The sequence below is a fragment of the Citrobacter braakii genome (genome assembly GCF_009648935.1).
Lineage (GTDB): Bacteria > Pseudomonadota > Gammaproteobacteria > Enterobacterales > Enterobacteriaceae > Citrobacter > Citrobacter braakii.
The window spans coordinates 98365-115581 of sequence record NZ_CP045771.1; the positions used below are offsets into that span (position 1 = coordinate 98365).

The 17217-nt window shown below is 52.2% G+C and carries 16 protein-coding genes; 10 read left to right on the forward strand and 6 right to left on the reverse strand.

The annotated features are described in order from the left end of the window. Positions 1-6: 6 nt before the first annotated feature. Together aceE and pdhR are read right to left on the reverse strand one after the other, a co-directional pair. Positions 7-2670: a pyruvate dehydrogenase (acetyl-transferring), homodimeric type gene (aceE, locus tag GFC06_RS00425; RefSeq protein WP_016151717.1), complete on the reverse strand. Its 2664-nt coding sequence runs from the start codon at positions 2668-2670 to the stop codon at positions 7-9. A 162-nt stretch (positions 2671-2832) separates the two neighbouring features. Then, positions 2833-3597 carry a pyruvate dehydrogenase complex transcriptional repressor PdhR gene (gene pdhR, locus GFC06_RS00430; protein WP_003018699.1) on the reverse strand — a complete coding sequence of 255 codons (765 nt, stop codon included), beginning with the start codon at positions 3595-3597 and terminating at the stop codon, positions 2833-2835. 564 nt (positions 3598-4161) lie between these two features. Between pdhR and aroP the strand changes: the two genes are divergently transcribed. The 3 genes from aroP (at position 4162) to GFC06_RS00445 (ending at position 8049) form a co-directional block, all read left to right on the forward strand. After that, positions 4162-5535: an aromatic amino acid transporter AroP gene (aroP, locus tag GFC06_RS00435; RefSeq protein ID WP_087121850.1), complete on the forward strand. Its 1374-nt coding sequence runs from the start codon at positions 4162-4164 to the stop codon at positions 5533-5535. 157 nt (positions 5536-5692) lie between these two features. After that, complete coding sequence (locus GFC06_RS00440) at positions 5693-7099, forward strand: glycoside-pentoside-hexuronide (GPH):cation symporter (RefSeq protein WP_016151715.1); 1407 nt, start codon at positions 5693-5695, stop codon at positions 7097-7099. Then, entirely contained in the window at positions 7099-8049 is a 951-nt protein-coding gene (locus GFC06_RS00445) for a glycoside hydrolase family 43 protein (protein WP_049269187.1), read from the forward strand. The genes GFC06_RS00440 and GFC06_RS00445 overlap by 1 nt, the downstream gene beginning before the upstream one ends. 81 nt (positions 8050-8130) lie before the next feature. Here the strand turns inward: GFC06_RS00445 and ampE are convergent, their stop codons facing one another. Together ampE and ampD are read right to left on the reverse strand one after the other, a co-directional pair. Next, positions 8131-8985 carry a beta-lactamase regulator AmpE gene (gene ampE / locus GFC06_RS00450; protein ID WP_016155697.1) on the reverse strand — a complete coding sequence of 285 codons (855 nt, stop codon included), beginning with the start codon at positions 8983-8985 and terminating at the stop codon, positions 8131-8133. Then, the gene (gene ampD / locus GFC06_RS00455) at positions 8982-9545 is read right to left on the reverse strand and encodes a 1,6-anhydro-N-acetylmuramyl-L-alanine amidase AmpD (RefSeq protein WP_016151712.1); all 564 of its coding nucleotides are present in this window, start codon (positions 9543-9545) and stop codon (positions 8982-8984) included. The genes ampE and ampD overlap by 4 nt, the downstream gene beginning before the upstream one ends. 87 nt (positions 9546-9632) lie before the next feature. Between ampD and nadC the strand changes: the two genes are divergently transcribed. The 4 genes from nadC to hofC all read left to right on the forward strand — a co-directional run bounded on the left by nadC (position 9633) and on the right by hofC (position 13794). Then, on the forward strand, positions 9633-10526 hold the full coding sequence (gene nadC, locus GFC06_RS00460) for a carboxylating nicotinate-nucleotide diphosphorylase (protein WP_016151711.1): 894 nt from the start codon (positions 9633-9635) through the stop codon (positions 10524-10526). A 243-nt stretch (positions 10527-10769) separates the two neighbouring features. Continuing rightward, on the forward strand, positions 10770-11207 hold the full coding sequence (gene ppdD / locus GFC06_RS00465) for a prepilin peptidase-dependent pilin (protein WP_016151710.1): 438 nt from the start codon (positions 10770-10772) through the stop codon (positions 11205-11207). Between the two features lie 9 nt (positions 11208-11216). Continuing rightward, the gene (gene gspE, locus GFC06_RS00470) at positions 11217-12602 is read left to right on the forward strand and encodes a type II secretion system protein GspE (protein ID WP_153689719.1); all 1386 of its coding nucleotides are present in this window, start codon (positions 11217-11219) and stop codon (positions 12600-12602) included. Further along, complete coding sequence (gene hofC, locus GFC06_RS00475) at positions 12592-13794, forward strand: protein transport protein HofC (protein ID WP_153689720.1); 1203 nt, start codon at positions 12592-12594, stop codon at positions 13792-13794. The genes gspE and hofC overlap by 11 nt, the downstream gene beginning before the upstream one ends. A gap of 55 nt (positions 13795-13849) precedes the next feature. Here hofC and GFC06_RS00480 read toward each other — a convergent pair whose 3' ends face one another. Beyond that, positions 13850-14893, reverse strand: a complete 1044-nt coding sequence (locus GFC06_RS00480) for a GMP reductase (RefSeq protein WP_153689721.1) — start codon at positions 14891-14893, stop codon at positions 13850-13852. A 225-nt stretch (positions 14894-15118) separates the two neighbouring features. Between GFC06_RS00480 and coaE the strand changes: the two genes are divergently transcribed. Genes coaE through yacG form a run of 3 tightly spaced genes read left to right on the forward strand, consistent with a single transcriptional unit; the run spans position 15119 to position 16686 of the window. Then, positions 15119-15739 carry a dephospho-CoA kinase gene (gene coaE, locus GFC06_RS00485; RefSeq protein ID WP_103766828.1) on the forward strand — a complete coding sequence of 207 codons (621 nt, stop codon included), beginning with the start codon at positions 15119-15121 and terminating at the stop codon, positions 15737-15739. Next, positions 15739-16482: a cell division protein ZapD gene (gene zapD, locus GFC06_RS00490; protein WP_153689722.1), complete on the forward strand. Its 744-nt coding sequence runs from the start codon at positions 15739-15741 to the stop codon at positions 16480-16482. The genes coaE and zapD overlap by 1 nt, the downstream gene beginning before the upstream one ends. A 9-nt stretch (positions 16483-16491) precedes the next feature. Further along, positions 16492-16686, forward strand: a complete 195-nt coding sequence (gene yacG, locus GFC06_RS00495; protein WP_016151704.1) for a DNA gyrase inhibitor YacG — start codon at positions 16492-16494, stop codon at positions 16684-16686. Between the two features lie 88 nt (positions 16687-16774). Here the strand turns inward: yacG and mutT are convergent, their stop codons facing one another. Beyond that, a complete protein-coding gene (gene mutT, locus GFC06_RS00500) occupies positions 16775-17164 on the reverse strand; it encodes an 8-oxo-dGTP diphosphatase MutT (protein ID WP_153689723.1) in 390 nt (129 codons plus the stop codon). Positions 17165-17217 lie beyond the last annotated feature (53 nt).

Here is a 17217-nt window from a genome sequence, read left to right on the forward strand (position 1 = left end):
TACCTCTTACGCCAGACGCGGGTTAACTTTATCTGCATCGATGTTGAATTTGATGATTGCGTCAGCAACCACTTTCTTATCGATTTCGCCACGTTTAGCCAGTTCGCCCAGGGCCGCTACAACCACATAAGAAGCATCAACTTCGAAGTGGTGACGCAGGTTTTCACGGCTGTCAGAGCGACCGAAGCCGTCAGTACCCAGTACGCGATAATCATCAGCCGGTACATAAGTACGAACCTGTTCGGCAAACAGTTTCATATAGTCAGTAGATGCCACTGCCGGAGCATCGTTCATCACCTGAGCGATGTACGGAACGCGCGGAGTTTCCATCGGGTGCAGCATGTTCCAGCGTTCACAATCCTGGCCATCACGCGCCAGTTCAGTGAAGGAGGTTACGCTGTAAACGTCAGAACCTACACCGTAGTCGTTCGCCAGGATCTGTGCTGCTTCACGCACGTGACGCAGGATAGAACCGGAGCCCAGCAGCTGAACTTTACCTTTCTTACCTTCGAGAGTTTCGAGTTTGTAGATACCTTTACGGATACCTTCCTCGGCACCTGCTGGCATTGCCGGCATGTGGTAGTTTTCGTTCAGCGTGGTGATGTAGTAATAAACGTTCTCTTGTTTCTCACCGTACATACGCTCCAGACCATCGTGCATGATGACCGCAACTTCGTACGCGTAAGACGGATCGTAAGAGATACAGTTCGGGATAGTCAGAGACTGAATATGGCTGTGACCATCTTCGTGCTGCAGACCTTCGCCGTTCAGCGTCGTACGACCAGAAGTTCCCCCTACCAGGAAGCCGCGAGCCTGTTGGTCGCCTGCCTGCCAGCACAGGTCACCGATACGCTGGAACCCGAACATGGAGTAGTAGATGTAGAACGGAATCATCGGCAGATCGTTGGTGCTGTAAGAGGTCGCAGCTGCCAGCCAGGATGCGCCAGCACCCAGTTCGTTGATGCCTTCCTGCAGGATCTGACCTTTCTCGTCTTCTTTATAGTAAGCAACCTGCTCACGGTCCTGCGGGGTGTACTGCTGACCGTTCGGGCTGTAGATACCGATCTGACGGAACAGACCTTCCATACCGAAAGTACGCGCTTCGTCAGCGATGATCGGAACCAGACGATCTTTGATCGACTTGTTCTTCAGCATCACGTTCAGGGCACGAACGAAAGCGATAGTGGTGGAGATTTCTTTGTTCTGCTCTTCCAGCAGTGCACCGAAGTCTTCCAGAGCAGGCAGTTCCAGCTTCTCGGTGAAGTTCGGCTGACGAGCAGGCAGATAGCCGTGCAGTTTCTGACGCTGAGCGTGCAGATAAGTGTGCTCTTCAGAACCTTCCGGGAAGGTGATGTAAGACAGGTTTTCAACCTGCTCATCGGTCACAGGAACGTTGAAACGGTCGCGGATATAACGCACGCCGTCCATGTTCATTTTCTTAACCTGGTGAGCGATGTTTTTACCTTCGGCGGTGTCACCCATGCCGTAACCTTTGATGGTATGGGCCAGGATTACAGTTGCTTTGCCTTTGGTTTCCTGCGCTTTCTTCAGTGCAGCGTAGACTTTCTTCGGATCGTGGCCACCACGGTTCAGAGCCCAAATCTGCTCGTCAGTCCAGTCAGCAACCAGAGCTGCGGTTTCCGGGTATTTACCGAAGAAGTGCTCACGTACGTATGCGCCATCTTTGGATTTAAAGGTCTGGTAGTCGCCGTCAACGGTTTCGTTCATCAGTTGGATCAGTTTACCGCTGGTATCTTTACGCAGCAGTTCATCCCAACGACCGCCCCACATGACTTTGATAACGTTCCAGCCAGCGCCCGCGAAGATGCCTTCCAGTTCGTTAACAATCTTGCCGTTACCGGTGACCGGACCGTCAAGACGCTGCAGGTTACAGTTGATAACAAAGACCAGGTTGTCCAGTTTCTCACGGGTCGCGATGGTGATAGCACCCTTAGATTCTGGCTCATCCATTTCGCCGTCGCCCAGGAAGGCGTAAACGGTTTGTTTAGAGGTATCTTTCAGGCCACGGTGTTCCAGATATTTCAGGAATTTAGCCTGGTAGATTGCACCGATTGGGCCCAGACCCATAGATACGGTCGGGAACTGCCAGAATTCCGGCATCAGTTTCGGGTGCGGGTAGGAAGACAGGCCTTTGCCATGTACTTCCTGACGGAAGTTGTTCATCTGCTCTTCAGTCAGACGACCTTCCAGGAATGCGCGAGCGTAGATGCCCGGAGAGATGTGGCCCTGGAAGTAAACCAGATCGCCGCCATCCTGTTCGTTGCGTGCACGGAAGAAGTGGTTGAAGCAAACATCATACACCGTTGCGGAGGACTGGAAGGATGCCATGTGGCCACCCAGCTCGAGGTCCTTTTTAGACGCGCGCAGTACGGTCATGATGGCGTTCCAGCGGATAGCAGAACGAATACGACGTTCCAGCTCCAGATTGCCCGGGTATTCCGGTTCATCTTCAACGGCAATAGTGTTTACATAATTGCTGGCCCCAGCACCTGCCGCTACTTTCACGCCGCCTTTGCGAGCTTCTGAAAGCAGTTGGTCGATCAGATACTGAGCACGCTCAACACCTTCTTCACGGATGACCGATTCGATCGCCTGTAGCCAGTCGCGAGTTTCGATCGGATCCACGTCATTTGGGAAACGTTCTGACATGGGGGTATTCCTTATCTATCTAATACGTTGAGTTATCTGGAACCTGTCCCATTACGTTCTCACCAGAGAGCGTAATAAGACAGGTTCTGCGTTTAGTTGCCGCGCCTTTCGATAGCGCTTGATTTACAACATCTTCTGGTTAACGTTCTGCCAGAAAAATCACTAATTCTTTCGTTGCTCCAGACGGCGTAAGGCGCGTTCACGACGGCTTTCCTCACGGCTCCTGTCCAGCAGAATCTCTTCGATAAACGCCAGGTGACGGTGAGACGCTTCACGCGCTTCTTCAGGCTTCCCGGCGATAATTGCTTCAAAGATGCGGGTACGGTGACTGCTCACCAGCGGCAGCATCTCGCGACGCGCATACAGCAATTCGAAGTTTTGCCGAACGTTCTGGGCCAGCATCGGCTCCATACACCTTAGCAAATGGAGCAGCACCACATTATGTGCCGCTTCGGTGACAGCAATTTGATACTGGAGTACCGCGTCAGATTCGCCGTCAAGATCGCCGGACTGTTGAGCAAGCTCGATCGCATGGTGGAGTTCACGGATACGCGTTTTGTCTTCATCCGTGCTGCGCAGTGCAGCGTAATAGGCTGCAATACCTTCCAGCGCATGGCGCGTCTCAAGCAGGTCAAACTGGGATTCAGGATGGTCGGAGAGCAGCTCTACCAGTGGGTCGCTAAAGCTCTGCCACAGGCTGCTCTGAACAAAAGTGCCACCGCCCTGACGACGAAGCAGTAACCCCTTCGCTTCAAGGCGTTGGATCGCCTCGCGTAAGGAGGGGCGGGAGACGTCGAACTGTTTTGCCAGCTCGCGTTCCGGTGGGAGTTTTTCTCCGGGGCGAAGTGTCCCCTCAAGAATTAAAAACTCCAGCTGCTGCTCAATCACATCGGAGAGTTTTGGTTGGCGGATTTTGCTGTAGGCCATGATTTCCTGTCTTAAGCCATTTGCCCGGAGTCAATTGGTCTTACCAATTTCATGTTCTTGACGCTAAAGTAACAAAGTATTCACCTTCTGTCCATACAGGTTTTGATTGAAATCAGTAAAGGGGGCATATTTTAACAACATTACAGAAATAACGTTTCAAACATGTAACTATGCACAAATGTTAAATTTACCCACCACGGGGTAGTTTTAACGGAATTGAAACGAAAAAATATCTCATCTGAACCGATTCACCTGATTATTTATCGACACATTAGCCACAATTAGTGAATAAAAATTCAAAATGGAAATTTTGTGGTAGATAAACTCGCATTTACAAATGGTTTCTTTTTATTCAACTCGTCATCTTGCCCGCATAAAGCAGGTGCATTCGCGCTCGCATATCATTATTCTGATCAAGACAAAAGCATTGAGGCAACATTTTATATAAAGCATCTGTAAACAAATAAATACAACAAACGGAATTGCAAACTTACACACGCATTGCTGCGTAGTTCAAAAAATAAGTACTCGAAATATGAAGAGTAAAACCACACACGAGGTTTAATGATGGAAAGTCAACAGCATGGCGATCAGCTCAAGCGCGGTCTTAAGAACCGCCATATACAGCTAATCGCGCTGGGTGGCGCGATTGGTACCGGGTTATTCCTCGGTAGCGCATCCGTTATCCAGTCTGCAGGACCGGGTATTATTCTGGGTTACGCAATTGCCGGCTTTATCGCCTTTCTGATTATGCGTCAATTAGGTGAAATGGTGGTTGAAGAGCCGGTTGCAGGCTCCTTTAGCCACTTTGCTTATAAATACTGGGGCGGTTTCGCGGGTTTCTCTTCTGGCTGGAACTATTGGGTACTGTACGTCCTGGTTGCCATGGCTGAACTGACTGCCGTAGGTAAATACATCCAGTTCTGGTATCCGGAGATCCCCACCTGGGTTTCTGCTGCAGCCTTCTTCGTGCTGATCAACGCCATCAACCTGACCAACGTGAAAGTGTTTGGGGAAATGGAGTTCTGGTTCGCCATTATTAAAGTCATTGCCGTGGTTGCGATGATTCTGTTCGGCGGCTGGTTGTTGTTTAGCGGCAACGGCGGCCCGCAGGCCAGCGTCAGTAACCTGTGGAGTCAGGGTGGCTTCCTGCCGCACGGCTTCACCGGTCTGGTGATGATGATGGCTATTATTATGTTCTCTTTCGGTGGGCTGGAGCTGGTCGGGATCACCGCAGCAGAAGCCGATAACCCGGAGCAAAGCATTCCCAAAGCAACCAACCAGGTTATCTACCGTATCCTGATTTTCTATGTAGGTTCGCTGGCTGTTCTGCTTTCCCTGATGCCGTGGACGCGCGTCACGGCTGATACCAGCCCGTTTGTCCTTATTTTCCACGAGCTGGGCGACACCTTTGTTGCCAATGCACTGAACATCGTAGTGCTGACCGCTGCCCTTTCTGTCTATAACAGCTGCGTATACTGCAACAGCCGTATGCTGTTCGGTCTGGCACAGCAGGGCAACGCACCAAAAGCGCTGATGAACGTCGACAAACGCGGCGTACCGGTGAACACCATTCTGGTCTCCGCGCTGGTTACGGCTCTGTGTGTACTGATCAACTATCTGGCACCGGAATCCGCCTTTGGCCTGCTGATGGCGCTGGTGGTTTCCGCACTGGTGATCAACTGGGCAATGATTAGCCTGGCGCACATGAAGTTCCGCAAAGCCAAACAGCAGCAAGGCGTTACCACCCGTTTCCCGGCGCTGCTCTATCCGCTTGGTAACTGGGTATGTCTGATTTTCATGGCTGCAGTGCTGGTGATTATGCTGATGACGCCGGGCATGGCGATTTCGGTGTACTTAATCCCGGTATGGATTGCCATTCTTGGCATCGGCTATTTGTGCAAACAGAAAACCGCCAAAGTAGCTAAAGCGCATTAATTCTCCCTCCCCCACCTGCATCAGGTGGGGGTTGTTACCTGCCTCACACTTTCCCACTCACGACTGTTTCGTCCATATCACTGGCGTTATCCTGCAACGCAAAAACACCTCTGCCAGACAATAATTATCTCCATATCTTATTAATGGAGTGCAGTTGATGGAAACCAGTAAGCTCACGGTGAAAGAAAAGATCGGCTATGGAATGGGCGACGCCGGATGCAACATCATCTTTGGCGCCATCATGTTGTTTGTTAACTATTTTTACACAGATATTTTTGGCCTGGCACCGGCCCTGGTCGGCGTGTTACTGCTCTCAGTACGCGTTATAGATGCCGTTACCGACCCTATTATGGGCGCGATGGCCGACCGCACCCGCAGCAAATATGGTCGATTTCGTCCATGGCTTTTGTGGATGGCTTTCCCATACGCATTATTTAGCGTACTCATGTTTACCACCCCTGAGTGGACATATAACAGCAAAGTAATCTATGCGTTCGTCACCTACTTCCTGCTCTCTATCACCTATACGGCGATCAATATCCCTTACTGCTCGCTCGGCAGCGTCATCACTAACGATCCAAAGGAACGTGTCGCCTGCCAGTCATATCGCTTTGTGTTGGTAGGAATTGCAACCCTGCTGCTCTCCCTCACCTTGCTGCCAATGGCGGACTGGTTTGGCGGGGAAGATAAAGCTAAAGGCTATCAGATGGCGATGGCAGTGCTGGCCTTCATCGGCATGTGTATGTTCCTGTTTTGCTTTGCAACCGTCCGTGAGCGCGTACGTCCTGCCGTCCCGACTAACGACGATTTAAAAGCCGACCTGAAAGACGTATGGAAGAACGATCAGTGGGTAAAAATCCTGCTGTTAACCCTGTGCAACGTCTGTCCGGGCTTTATTCGCATGGCCGCCACCATGTACTACGTAACCTGGGTTATGCAGCAAAGCACGCAGTTCGCAACGTTGTTTATCAGCCTTGGCGTTGTGGGCATGATGATCGGCAGCATGCTGGCGAAGGTGTTAACCGATCGCTGGTGCAAACTGAAAGTCTTCTTCTGGACCAATATCATCCTGGCGATTTTCTCCGGCGCGTTTTACTTCTTCGATCCTAAAGCCACCATGATGATTATGGTGCTTTACTTCCTGCTCAACATTCTGCATCAGATCCCATCCCCACTGCACTGGTCGCTGATGGCGGATGTCGATGATTACGGCGAGTGGAAAACCGGTAAACGTATCACCGGAATCAGCTTCTCCGGCAACCTGTTCTTCTTGAAACTGGGCCTGGCGATTGCCGGAGCGATGGTTGGTTTCCTGCTCTCCTGGTATGGCTACGACGCAGGGGCGAAAGCGCAAAGCGACTCCGCCATTAACGGTATTATGCTGCTGTTTACCATCATACCGGGTGTAGGCTATCTGATTACCGCAGGCGTAGTTCGTCTGCTGAAAGTTGACCGCGAGTTTATGCAACAAATCCAGACAGATTTAGAAAAGCGCCGCGCCAACTACCGTGAACTGAATGAGTACCACGATATAAAAACGACTGAAAACGTAAGGAAAGCCTAATGAATCAGTGGCCAAACCCCTTTATTGAACAGCGTGCCGACCCGTTTATTTTACGTGACGGTAGCCACTACTATTTCATTGCTTCAGTGCCCGAATACGATCGTCTGGAGATCCGCCGGGCGGACTCGCTGGAAGGGTTACGCACCGCCGTCCCGGTTGTCGTCTGGCGCAAACCAGAAAACGGCCCCATGAGCCAGTTGATCTGGGCACCTGAGATCCATCATCTGGCAGGCAAGTGGTACATCTATTTTGCCGCCGCCCACACACAGGCGCTCGACAAGCTGGGGATGTTCCAGCACCGTATGTTTGCGCTCGAATGTGCAGACGCCGATCCGCTGACCGGTCAATGGACAGAGAAAGGGCAGATTAAAACGCAGTTTGATACCTTCGCGCTTGATGCCACCACCTTTAACCATCAGGGAAAACAGTGGTATCTGTGGGCGCAGAAATCCCCCGATATCGCCGGAAACTCCAATATCTATCTCGCCGAACTGGAAAATCCATGGACGATTAAAGGCGAGCCGGTAATGCTCAGTCATCCAGAGTATGACTGGGAATGCCGGGGTTTTTGGGTCAACGAAGGCCCGGCCGTCATGGTTCACGGCGACAAGCTGTTTATCAGCTATTCCGCCAGCGCCACCGATGAGAACTACTGTATGGGATTATTGTGGATTGATCTCAATGCCGATCCGCTCAACCCGCAGAACTGGCACAAATCGCCGCGCCCGGTCTTTACCACCAGCTACGAAAACCGCCAATACGGGCCGGGGCACAACAGCTTTACGCAAACGCCGGAAGGTGAAGATGTGCTGGTGTACCACGCGAGAAATTACACTGAAATCGAGGGCGATCCGCTATACGATCCAAACCGCCACACTCGTCTGAAGCTGGTGCGTTGGAACGAAAACGGGATGCCAGATTTTGGCATCCCGCCTGCTGATACGCTTTGAAAGATTGGCCCGCAAGCACAAAGCGACCGGGCCAATTTTTTTCCTCGACGGATAAGCGCAGCGCCATCCACCAATAATGGCTTAAATTAATGTGCCATAAATGGTCAACACGGCAATGACCACCACCACCACAAACGAGGTCTTCTTCGCCATCGAAACCGCGGCTTTTGGCGTTGCGACTTTATCGGTATGTGGTTCACGCGCTAAAGAAAACTGCGCAAGGCGAGTAAGCACCTGATATTGCGAAGTATGCAGATCCGCCAGCGACGCAAACCAGGCAGGCAACGCCTTCTCGCCGTGCCCCAGCAGCGCATAGACGACACCCGCCAGGCGCACCGGGATCCAGTCCAGCACATGCAGGATCGCATCGATACCTGATTGCAAACGCTGGTGTGGCGTCTGATAGCGCGCCAGCCAGGACTGCCAGGCACGTAGAAAGGCATAACCCACCAGCGTCACCGGTCCCCACGGGCCACCGACAATCAGCCAGAATAACGGCGCCAGATAAAAGCGAAAGTTGTTCCATAACAGCGCGTTCTGCAGTTCGCGCAAGAACTCACGCTCATCGCACTCAGGCGGAATCCCATGAATCAGGGTCAGCTCGCTGGCCATCGCTTCACGGGCGTGAGCGTCATCGCGAGCAGCCGCGTTCAGATAGGCATGATAATGAAGACGCGTCTTGCCAGCGCCGATGCACAGCAAACCAATTAAGATCCACGCCACCAGCAAAGGCACGTTAAACAACAGGCCTTGAAGTGCGCGCAGCAGCAGGAACGTCACCCCCATCGCAATAAGGGCCATGCCTACCGTACGCATCATCGAAAAATGCTTCACCCGGCGGAAAAAAGCTTCAACCCGGTGATCAAGCTGCCAGTGCTCACCCAGCTTAAACAGGCGTTCAACAATCAACACCAGTAATGTTGTAAACAGCGTCATGTCATCTCCTTGTGCGACGAGGGGGTGACCAGGGCGCGAAACCTTGCCCAGTCAAAAGAGGGCCCGGGATCGGTCTTACGCTCGGGCGCAATATTGCAATGTCCTGTCATGTTGTTGGCAATGGCCGGATAACGCGTAATCAGGGCATTCGTCACGGCTGCCAGTTGCTGATACTGCGCATCGGTATAGGCCAGCGTATCCGTCCCTTCCAGCTCAATACCAATTGAGAAATCATTACAGCGTTCGCGGCCTTGATAGTTCGACACGCCAGCATGCCAGGCGCGTTTATCAAAGGGGACATACTGCACAATTTCACCGTCACGGCGAATTAAACAATGTGCCGAAACGCGCAAATGGGCGATCCCGGCAAAATAAGGATGGGCATTGGGATCAATCGTGCCCGTAAACAGCGCATCGATCCACGGGCCGCCAAACTCGCCAGGCGGCAGGCTGATATTATGCACCACCAGCAGAGAAGGGTTTTCGTCATCCGGGCGGCAATCGTAATGAGGAGAGGGAACGCGTCGCGCCTCTGCCAGCCAGCCCTCGTCTAACAACATGCAGAATCTCCTTATTGGTGGTGCTCATATCAGGTTCAGGGTAGCATGTTTCCACCTTATGATTCGTTAGCAATTTGGAGTTTTATCATGCCGCCTCGCCGCTATAACCCTGACTACCGACGTGACGCGCTGTTGGAACGCATAAATCTGGATATCCCTGCCGCTGTAGCTCAGGCGCTGCGTGAAGATTTAGGCGGAGAAGTTGATGCCAATAACGATATCACCGCACAGCTTTTACCCGCGGAGATGCGCTCCCACGCCACCGTGATCACCCGCGAAGATGGCGTTTTTTGTGGAAAACGTTGGGTTGAAGAGGTCTTTATTCAACTGGCTGGCGATGATGTCAACATCACCTGGCATGTCGAAGATGGCGACAGCATTAAGGCCAATCAGCCGCTATTTGAACTGGACGGCCCTTCCCGCGTGCTGCTAACCGGCGAACGTACCGCGCTTAATTTTGTACAGACGCTTTCAGGTGTGGCGAGCGAGGTGCGTAAATATGTCGACCTGCTGGCGGGAACAAAAACCCAACTGCTGGATACACGTAAAACTCTGCCGGGGCTGCGTACCGCGCTGAAATACGCCGTATTATGCGGCGGCGGCGCGAATCATCGTCTGGGCCTTTCTGACGCTTTCCTGATTAAAGAAAACCACATTATTGCTTCAGGTTCGGTACGTCAGGCCGTTGAAAAAGCCTTCTGGCTGCACCCGGATGTGCCGGTTGAAGTCGAAGTAGAAAGCCTGGATGAACTGGATGACGCGCTGAAAGCAGGGGCCGACATCATCATGCTCGATAACTTCGAAACTGACCAAATGCGGGAAGCGGTAAAACGCACCAACGGCCAGGCGCGTCTGGAAGTGTCGGGTAACGTCACTCATGAAACTCTGCGCGAATTTGCTGAAACCGGCGTGGATTTCATCTCTGTTGGCGCGCTGACCAAGCATGTTCGCGCGCTCGATCTCTCTATGCGTTTTCGCTAATTACTGATGGTGTAGCCCGATAGTACTTTCACTTATCGGGCCCATCACGTCGGTTTTTCTATCGGCCGGATAAAGCGTTTCCGCCGCCATACGGCTGTTTCTTCGAGCCTCTTCGCAACTACGTTGTCTGACTCTGTAAAATCATAAAAATCCTCGGAACCCGCCTTCCCGTTCTGTTTTTTGCCTCTCGCCGTAAACCCGAGCGTTTGCCAAAGTAGCGCCAGCTAACTCAAGGAGCGAACGATGGACAAGCAACGAGGCTTCACACTTATCGAACTCATGGTGGTCATTGGCATTATTGCCATCCTTAGCGCCATCGGTATTCCGGCTTATCAAAACTATCTGCGCAAAGCCGCGTTAACAGACATGCTGCAAACCTTTGTTCCCTATCGCACGGCGGTTGAGCTCTGTGCGCTGGAGCATGGCGGAACAACAACCTGTGATGCCGGAACGAATGGCATCCCTTCTCCAGCCACCACCCGTTATGTCTCCGCCATGAGCGTTGAAAAAGGGGTGGTCAGCCTCAGCGGACAAGAAAGCCTGAACGGGTTAAGCATCACCATGACGCCGGGTTGGGACAATGCCAACGGTATTACCGGCTGGAGTCGTAACTGCGTTATCCAGAATGACAGCGCATTGCAACAGGCCTGTGAAGACGTTTTCCGTTTCGATATCAATTAAGGAAAAGAGATGAATACCACCCAACTTACGGCGCTGTGCCAACGTCATCAGGGAATATTACTGGATGCAGACAATGAAGTGGTGCACATCGCCGTCGTGGACGCTCCGTCCCACGAATTGCTGGACGCACTGCATTTTGCCACCACCCGACGTATCGACATCGTCTGCTGGACGCGTCAACAAATGGAAGGCCACACGCATACGCCACAGAAAATGCTTCCGGCAGTGGTCACGAAAAGCAGCGCCAGCGCAGCAGATTTGCTGAATCAGACGTTTCAATCCGCTCTGGTGCAACGGGCTTCTGATATTCATTTTGAGCCAGCGGAAAATCACTATCGAATCAGATTACGTGTGGATGGCGTACTGCATGCTTTACCGGACGTCACGACCGAGATGGGTATCGCCATCACTGCCAGACTAAAAGTTTTAGGCAGTCTGGATATTGCCGAGCACCGACTTGCGCAAGACGGCCAATTTACCGTTGAGATTTCAGGAGAGCCGGTCTCGTTTCGCATCGCCACTCTACCCTGTCGTTTCGGCGAAAAAGTGGTGCTACGGCTACTGCATCAGGTCGATCAAGCACTGGAAATCACCGCGCTGGGAATGCAGGACGCGCAGCTGGCAGCATTTTTACAAGCGCTGCAGCAGCCTCAGGGGCTGATTCTGGTCACCGGACCGACCGGAAGCGGTAAAACGGTCACGCTGTACAGTGCGCTGCAGACCCGAAACACTCCGGACGTTAACCTCTGTAGCGTGGAAGATCCAGTAGAGATCCCGATCGCAGGTCTTAACCAGACACAAATTCATCCACGTGCCGGTCTCACTTTTCAGGGAGTATTGCGCGCGCTGCTGCGTCAGGATCCCGACATTATCATGGTGGGTGAAATCCGTGATGGCGAAACGGCTGAAATAGCCCTTAAAGCCGCACAAACCGGTCATCTGGTTCTATCAACACTGCATACCAATTCCACCACAGAAACACTAATACGCTTGCAGCAAATGGGGGTTGCACGCTGGATGATCGCCTCCGCGCTGACGCTCGTTATTGCGCAGCGGTTGGTGAGAAAATTGTGTCCCCATTGCCGACAACGTCTGGAAACGCCGATCATGCTCCCGGAAGCGATCTGGCCTACGCCACTGCCTCGTTGGCAGGCTCCGGGCTGCCAACATTGCTATCACGGATTTTATGGCCGTACGGCATTGTTTGAAGTTCTCCCCGTTACACCTGCATTGCGCCAGAGCATCGCCAACGGTACGTCCGTAGACGGAGTGGAATCGAATGCTCAGCAACTGGGGATGAGCACGCTTTTCGAAAATGGTTGCAAGGCCGTCGAACAAGGGTTAACAACATTTGAAGAGTTGGTACGCGTACTGGGCATGCCCCATGTCAGCTAAACTGCTTTGGCGCTGGCAAGGTATTAGCAACGAAGGTAATCCACTGGAAGGCGTACTTTGGGCCGATACCCGCCCCTCATTGATACTTGCTCTCGAGCAACGGCATATTACGCCGCTGCGCATTAATCGTATGCGTGTCAAAGCCTCACAATGGAGCCGTGAAAAAAGCGCTGAAACCATACATCAACTGGCGACGTTGCTGAAAGCAGGGCTAACACTCTCGGCAAGTTTAGCTTTGTTGGCTGAACAGCATCCCAGCAGCCAATGGCAAGCGCTACTGCGCACGCTGGCTCACGATATGGAACAGGGTATTTCTCTCTCCACCTCGCTATCTCAGTGGCAACACGTTTTTCCGCCTCTTTATCAGGCAATGATCCGTACCGGAGAGCTTACGGGTAAGCTGGACGACTGCTGCTTTGAACTCGCTCGCCAGCAGAAGAATCAACAGCAACTGGCGGATAAAGTTAAAAAAGCCCTACGCTATCCGATATTCATCATCACGATGGCAGTGATGGTGGTATTCGCGATGCTGCAGTTTGTACTCCCTGAGTTTGCCGCCATTTACCAGACGTTTAACACCCCGCTACCGGCACTCACTCAGTGGATTATTGCCATCGCGCATTTTAGCAGCCAATGGGGATGGCTGGCGGGAGCATTCATCCTGGTAGCGGGTGCGGCATATCACCTGATGAAGCAGAAGCCATACTGGCTCACTCTGCGCCAGAAATTGCTGCTCGGCTTCCCGGTCATAGGGCCGATGGTGAGAGAGCAAAAGCTCACGCAGATCTTCACTGTTCTGGCGTTAACGCAAAATGCAGGTATTCCTTTTCTGCAAGGCCTTGAGAGCGTCACTGAAACGTTGGCCAACCCTTTCTGGTCGCAACGCTTAGCGCAGGTACATCACGACATCAGCGCCGGAAAACCGGTCTGGTTAGCGCTAAAAAATTGCGGTGAATTCAGCCCATTGTGCATACAGTTGGTCAGAACAGGTGAGGCTTCCGGCTCGCTGGATACAATGCTGCGTAATCTCGCCCATCACCACGGCGAGAAAACATTGTCTCAGGCAGAGAATCTGGCTGCGCTACTCGAGCCTGCGTTACTGGTCATTACGGGGCTGATAATCGGTACGCTGGTCGTTGCGATGTATTTGCCGATTTTTCATTTAGGAGATGCGATGAGCGGGGTGGGATAAATTCAAATGCCGGATGGCGCACTGCTTATCCGGCATGTCATAGTCCTACCTGTTCTTACAGGCTATTGAAAACGCGGTTTTCTTGTTCCTGTACACGAATAAACGTTGTACGTTTGGTCAGTTCTTTCAGGCGAGATGCACCGACATAGGTACAGGCAGAACGCAGGCCGCCAAGGATATCGCGTGCAGTGTTATCAACCGGGCCACGCAGAGGCAACTTAACTGTTTTACCTTCCGCAGCGCGGTATTGTGCAACACCACCGACGTGACGCGTCATGGCTGATTCAGAGCTCATGCCGTAGAACAGCATGAATTTCTCACCGTTCTCTTCAACAATTTTGCCGCCGCTTTCTTCATGACCGGCCAACATACCGCCGAGCATAACGAAGTCCGCGCCACCGCCGAACGCTTTTGCCACGTCACCCGGCATTGTGCAGCCGCCGTCACTGACAATCATGCCGCCCAGACCGTGAGCTGCATCGGCACATTCAATAACCGCAGAAAGCTGTGGGTAGCCAACGCCGGTTTTTACACGTGTGGTACATACAGAACCGGGGCCAATGCCGACTTTAACAATGTCCGCGCCGGAAAGTACCAGCTCTTCACACATTTCTCCAGTAACCACATTGCCCGCACAAATTGTTTTTGTCGGCCATGCTTCACGCGCTTTCGACACAAACTGAACAAAATGCTCTGAGTAGCCATTTGCCACATCAATGCAGATAAGGTTCAGCGCCGGGTTGAGCGCCAGAATCTGTTTGGTTTTTTCGAAATCTGCATCAGAGGTGCCGGTTGAAACCATTACGTGTTTGAGCACATCAGCAGAGCTCTCTGCGATGAAAGCAGCCCAGTCTTCAACAGAATAGTGTTTGTGCACCGCAGTCAGGATGTCGAAGGATGCCAGCGCCGTTGCCATGGCAAACGTCCCGACAGTGTCCATGTTCGCGGCAATAATGGGTACGCCGGACCAGGTCTGACCTGAGTGCTTAAAGGTAAATTGACGTTCCAGCTCAACATCGGAACGGCTTTTGAGAGTAGAACGCTTAGGGCGGATAAGAACGTCTTTGAAACCTAACTTCAGATCTTCTTCGATACGCATGTGCGGATTCCTGGGGTTAATGGCGAAAAATCGAAACTCACAACTCCAGTGACGCTATCATACGCACTAATCAATGCCGCGCAAGACTGCGAAATTCTCTTTTTTTACGCTACAATCCCATAAATTTACCTGGCGAATAGTAGGTTAATCCTGCAGCAGCCTCGCCGTCGCACGCTTAACTTTTAACTGTTTGATAATCAAACTTAAACTCCAGGATCTGCATCTATGAGGTATACGGTAGCCTTAACCGGCGGCATTGGCAGTGGTAAAAGTACCGTTGCAAATGCGTTCGCTGACCTCGGAATAAACGTCATTGATGCAGATATTATTGCGCGCCAGGTGGTTGAACCCGGTACCCCAGCCCTTAAGACGATCGAAGAACATTTTGGTACCGAAGTTATAGCTGCCGACGGATCGTTGCAGCGACGCATTTTACGCGAACGCATTTTTTCCAGTCCTGAGGAGAAAAGCTGGCTGAATGCCCTGCTCCATCCGCTTATTCAGCAGGAAACGCAGCGCCAGTTTCAGCAAGCAACCTCCCCTTATCTGTTGTGGGTTGTACCTTTGCTGGTGGAAAATTCACTGTATAAAAAAGCCAACCGCGTACTCGTGGTGGATGTTACCCCCGAGACACAGCTCAGACGCACTATGCAGCGCGATGACGTCACGCGTGAGCATGTTGAACAAATTCTTGCTGCCCAGGCAACGCGCGAAGCGCGTCTGGCCGTGGCAGACGATGTTATTGATAATAATGGCGCACCGGAGGCCATCGCCTCGGATGTCGCCCGCCTGCACGCGCTCTATTTGCAATGCGCGTTGCAGTTTGTCTCACAGGAAAAACCGTAATGCACACCCAGGTCCTTTTTGAACACCCTCTCAATGAGAAGATGCGTACATGGCTGCGCATAGAGTTTTTAATCCAACAGCTCTCCGTTAATGTACCCATAGCGGACCATGCAGGCGCACTGCATTTTTTCCGCAACATCGGGGACTTACTGGATGTATTTGAACGCGGCGAAGTCCGTACCGAACTCCTCAAAGAGCTGGAAAGACAACAGCGTAAACTCCAGGCCTGGGTTGAAGTTCCCGGCGTCGATCAAAACAGGATCGACGCATTGCGCCAGCAGTTAAAAAGCGCGGGCAGCATTCTGATTTCGGCTCCGCGTATTGGACAGACGCTGCGCGAAGATCGTCTGATTGGCCTTGTACGTCAGCGTTTAAGCATTCCAGGCGGATGCTGCAGTTTCGATCTGCCGACCCTGCATATTTGGTTACATCTACCGCAGTTGCATCGCGACGCGCAGGTTGAAACATGGCTTGCAAGTCTGAATCCGCTCAATCAGGCACTGTCGCTGGTGCTGGATTTAATTCGCAACTCTGCGCCATTCCGTAAGCAAACCAGCTTGAATGGTTTTTATCAGGACAACGGCGAAGATGCCGATCTGCTTCGCTTGCAGCTGCCGCTTGATTCGCAGCTTTATCCGCAAATTTCTGGTCATAAGAGCCGCTTTGCCATTCGCTTTATGCCGCTGGATAGCGAGAATGGCCAGGTGCCTGAGCGTCTCGATTTTGATCTGGCGTGCTGTTAAGGAGTCAACATGTCTGAACAAACCATCGTCAACTGCCCAACCTGCGGCAAACCCGTAGTTTGGGGTGAAGTCAGCCCGTTTCGCCCATTCTGCAGCAAGCGCTGCCAGTTAATCGATCTGGGTGAGTGGGCCGCAGAAGAGAAACGTATCCCAAGCTCTGGCGATCTGTCGGAAAACGACGACTGGAGTGAAGAGCAGAAGTAATTCGGCTAAAACGTAGGGCGGGCAAGCGTTGCGACCCCGCCCCAATTTGCCGGATGGTGGGGTTGCCTAGCCCGGCCTACGAACACCATTATCCAGCAATCAGCTTTTCAATTACCGGTGTATTCGCAGGCGGAAAATCTTCTGCATTCAGAGCATTTTGCGCAATCCACTGCGCCGGTTGCCCCTCTTTCCCCCACGGTTCGCCTTCCCAGCTTTCAACCAGCCAGAACCACAGAGTGATATGCCGGTCCGGAAACTGGTACTCCAGCTTTTCGAACAGTGAGCTTTGAGTCGGCGTAATGCCTACTTCTTCCTGTAACTCGCGAATCAGCGCCTGCTCCGGCGTTTCGCCTGCTTCAATTTTCCCGCCGGGGAACTCCAGCTTATTTGCCATGTGGGCATCAGCCGCACGCTGGGTTATAAAAATTTCATGGTGCTGGTTGCGAATAATCCCGACGGCGATCTGCAGTATTTTCATCTTTATAGTCCATAAAAAAGGCGCAGAATTCTGCGCCTTTTCAGTAAGTTACT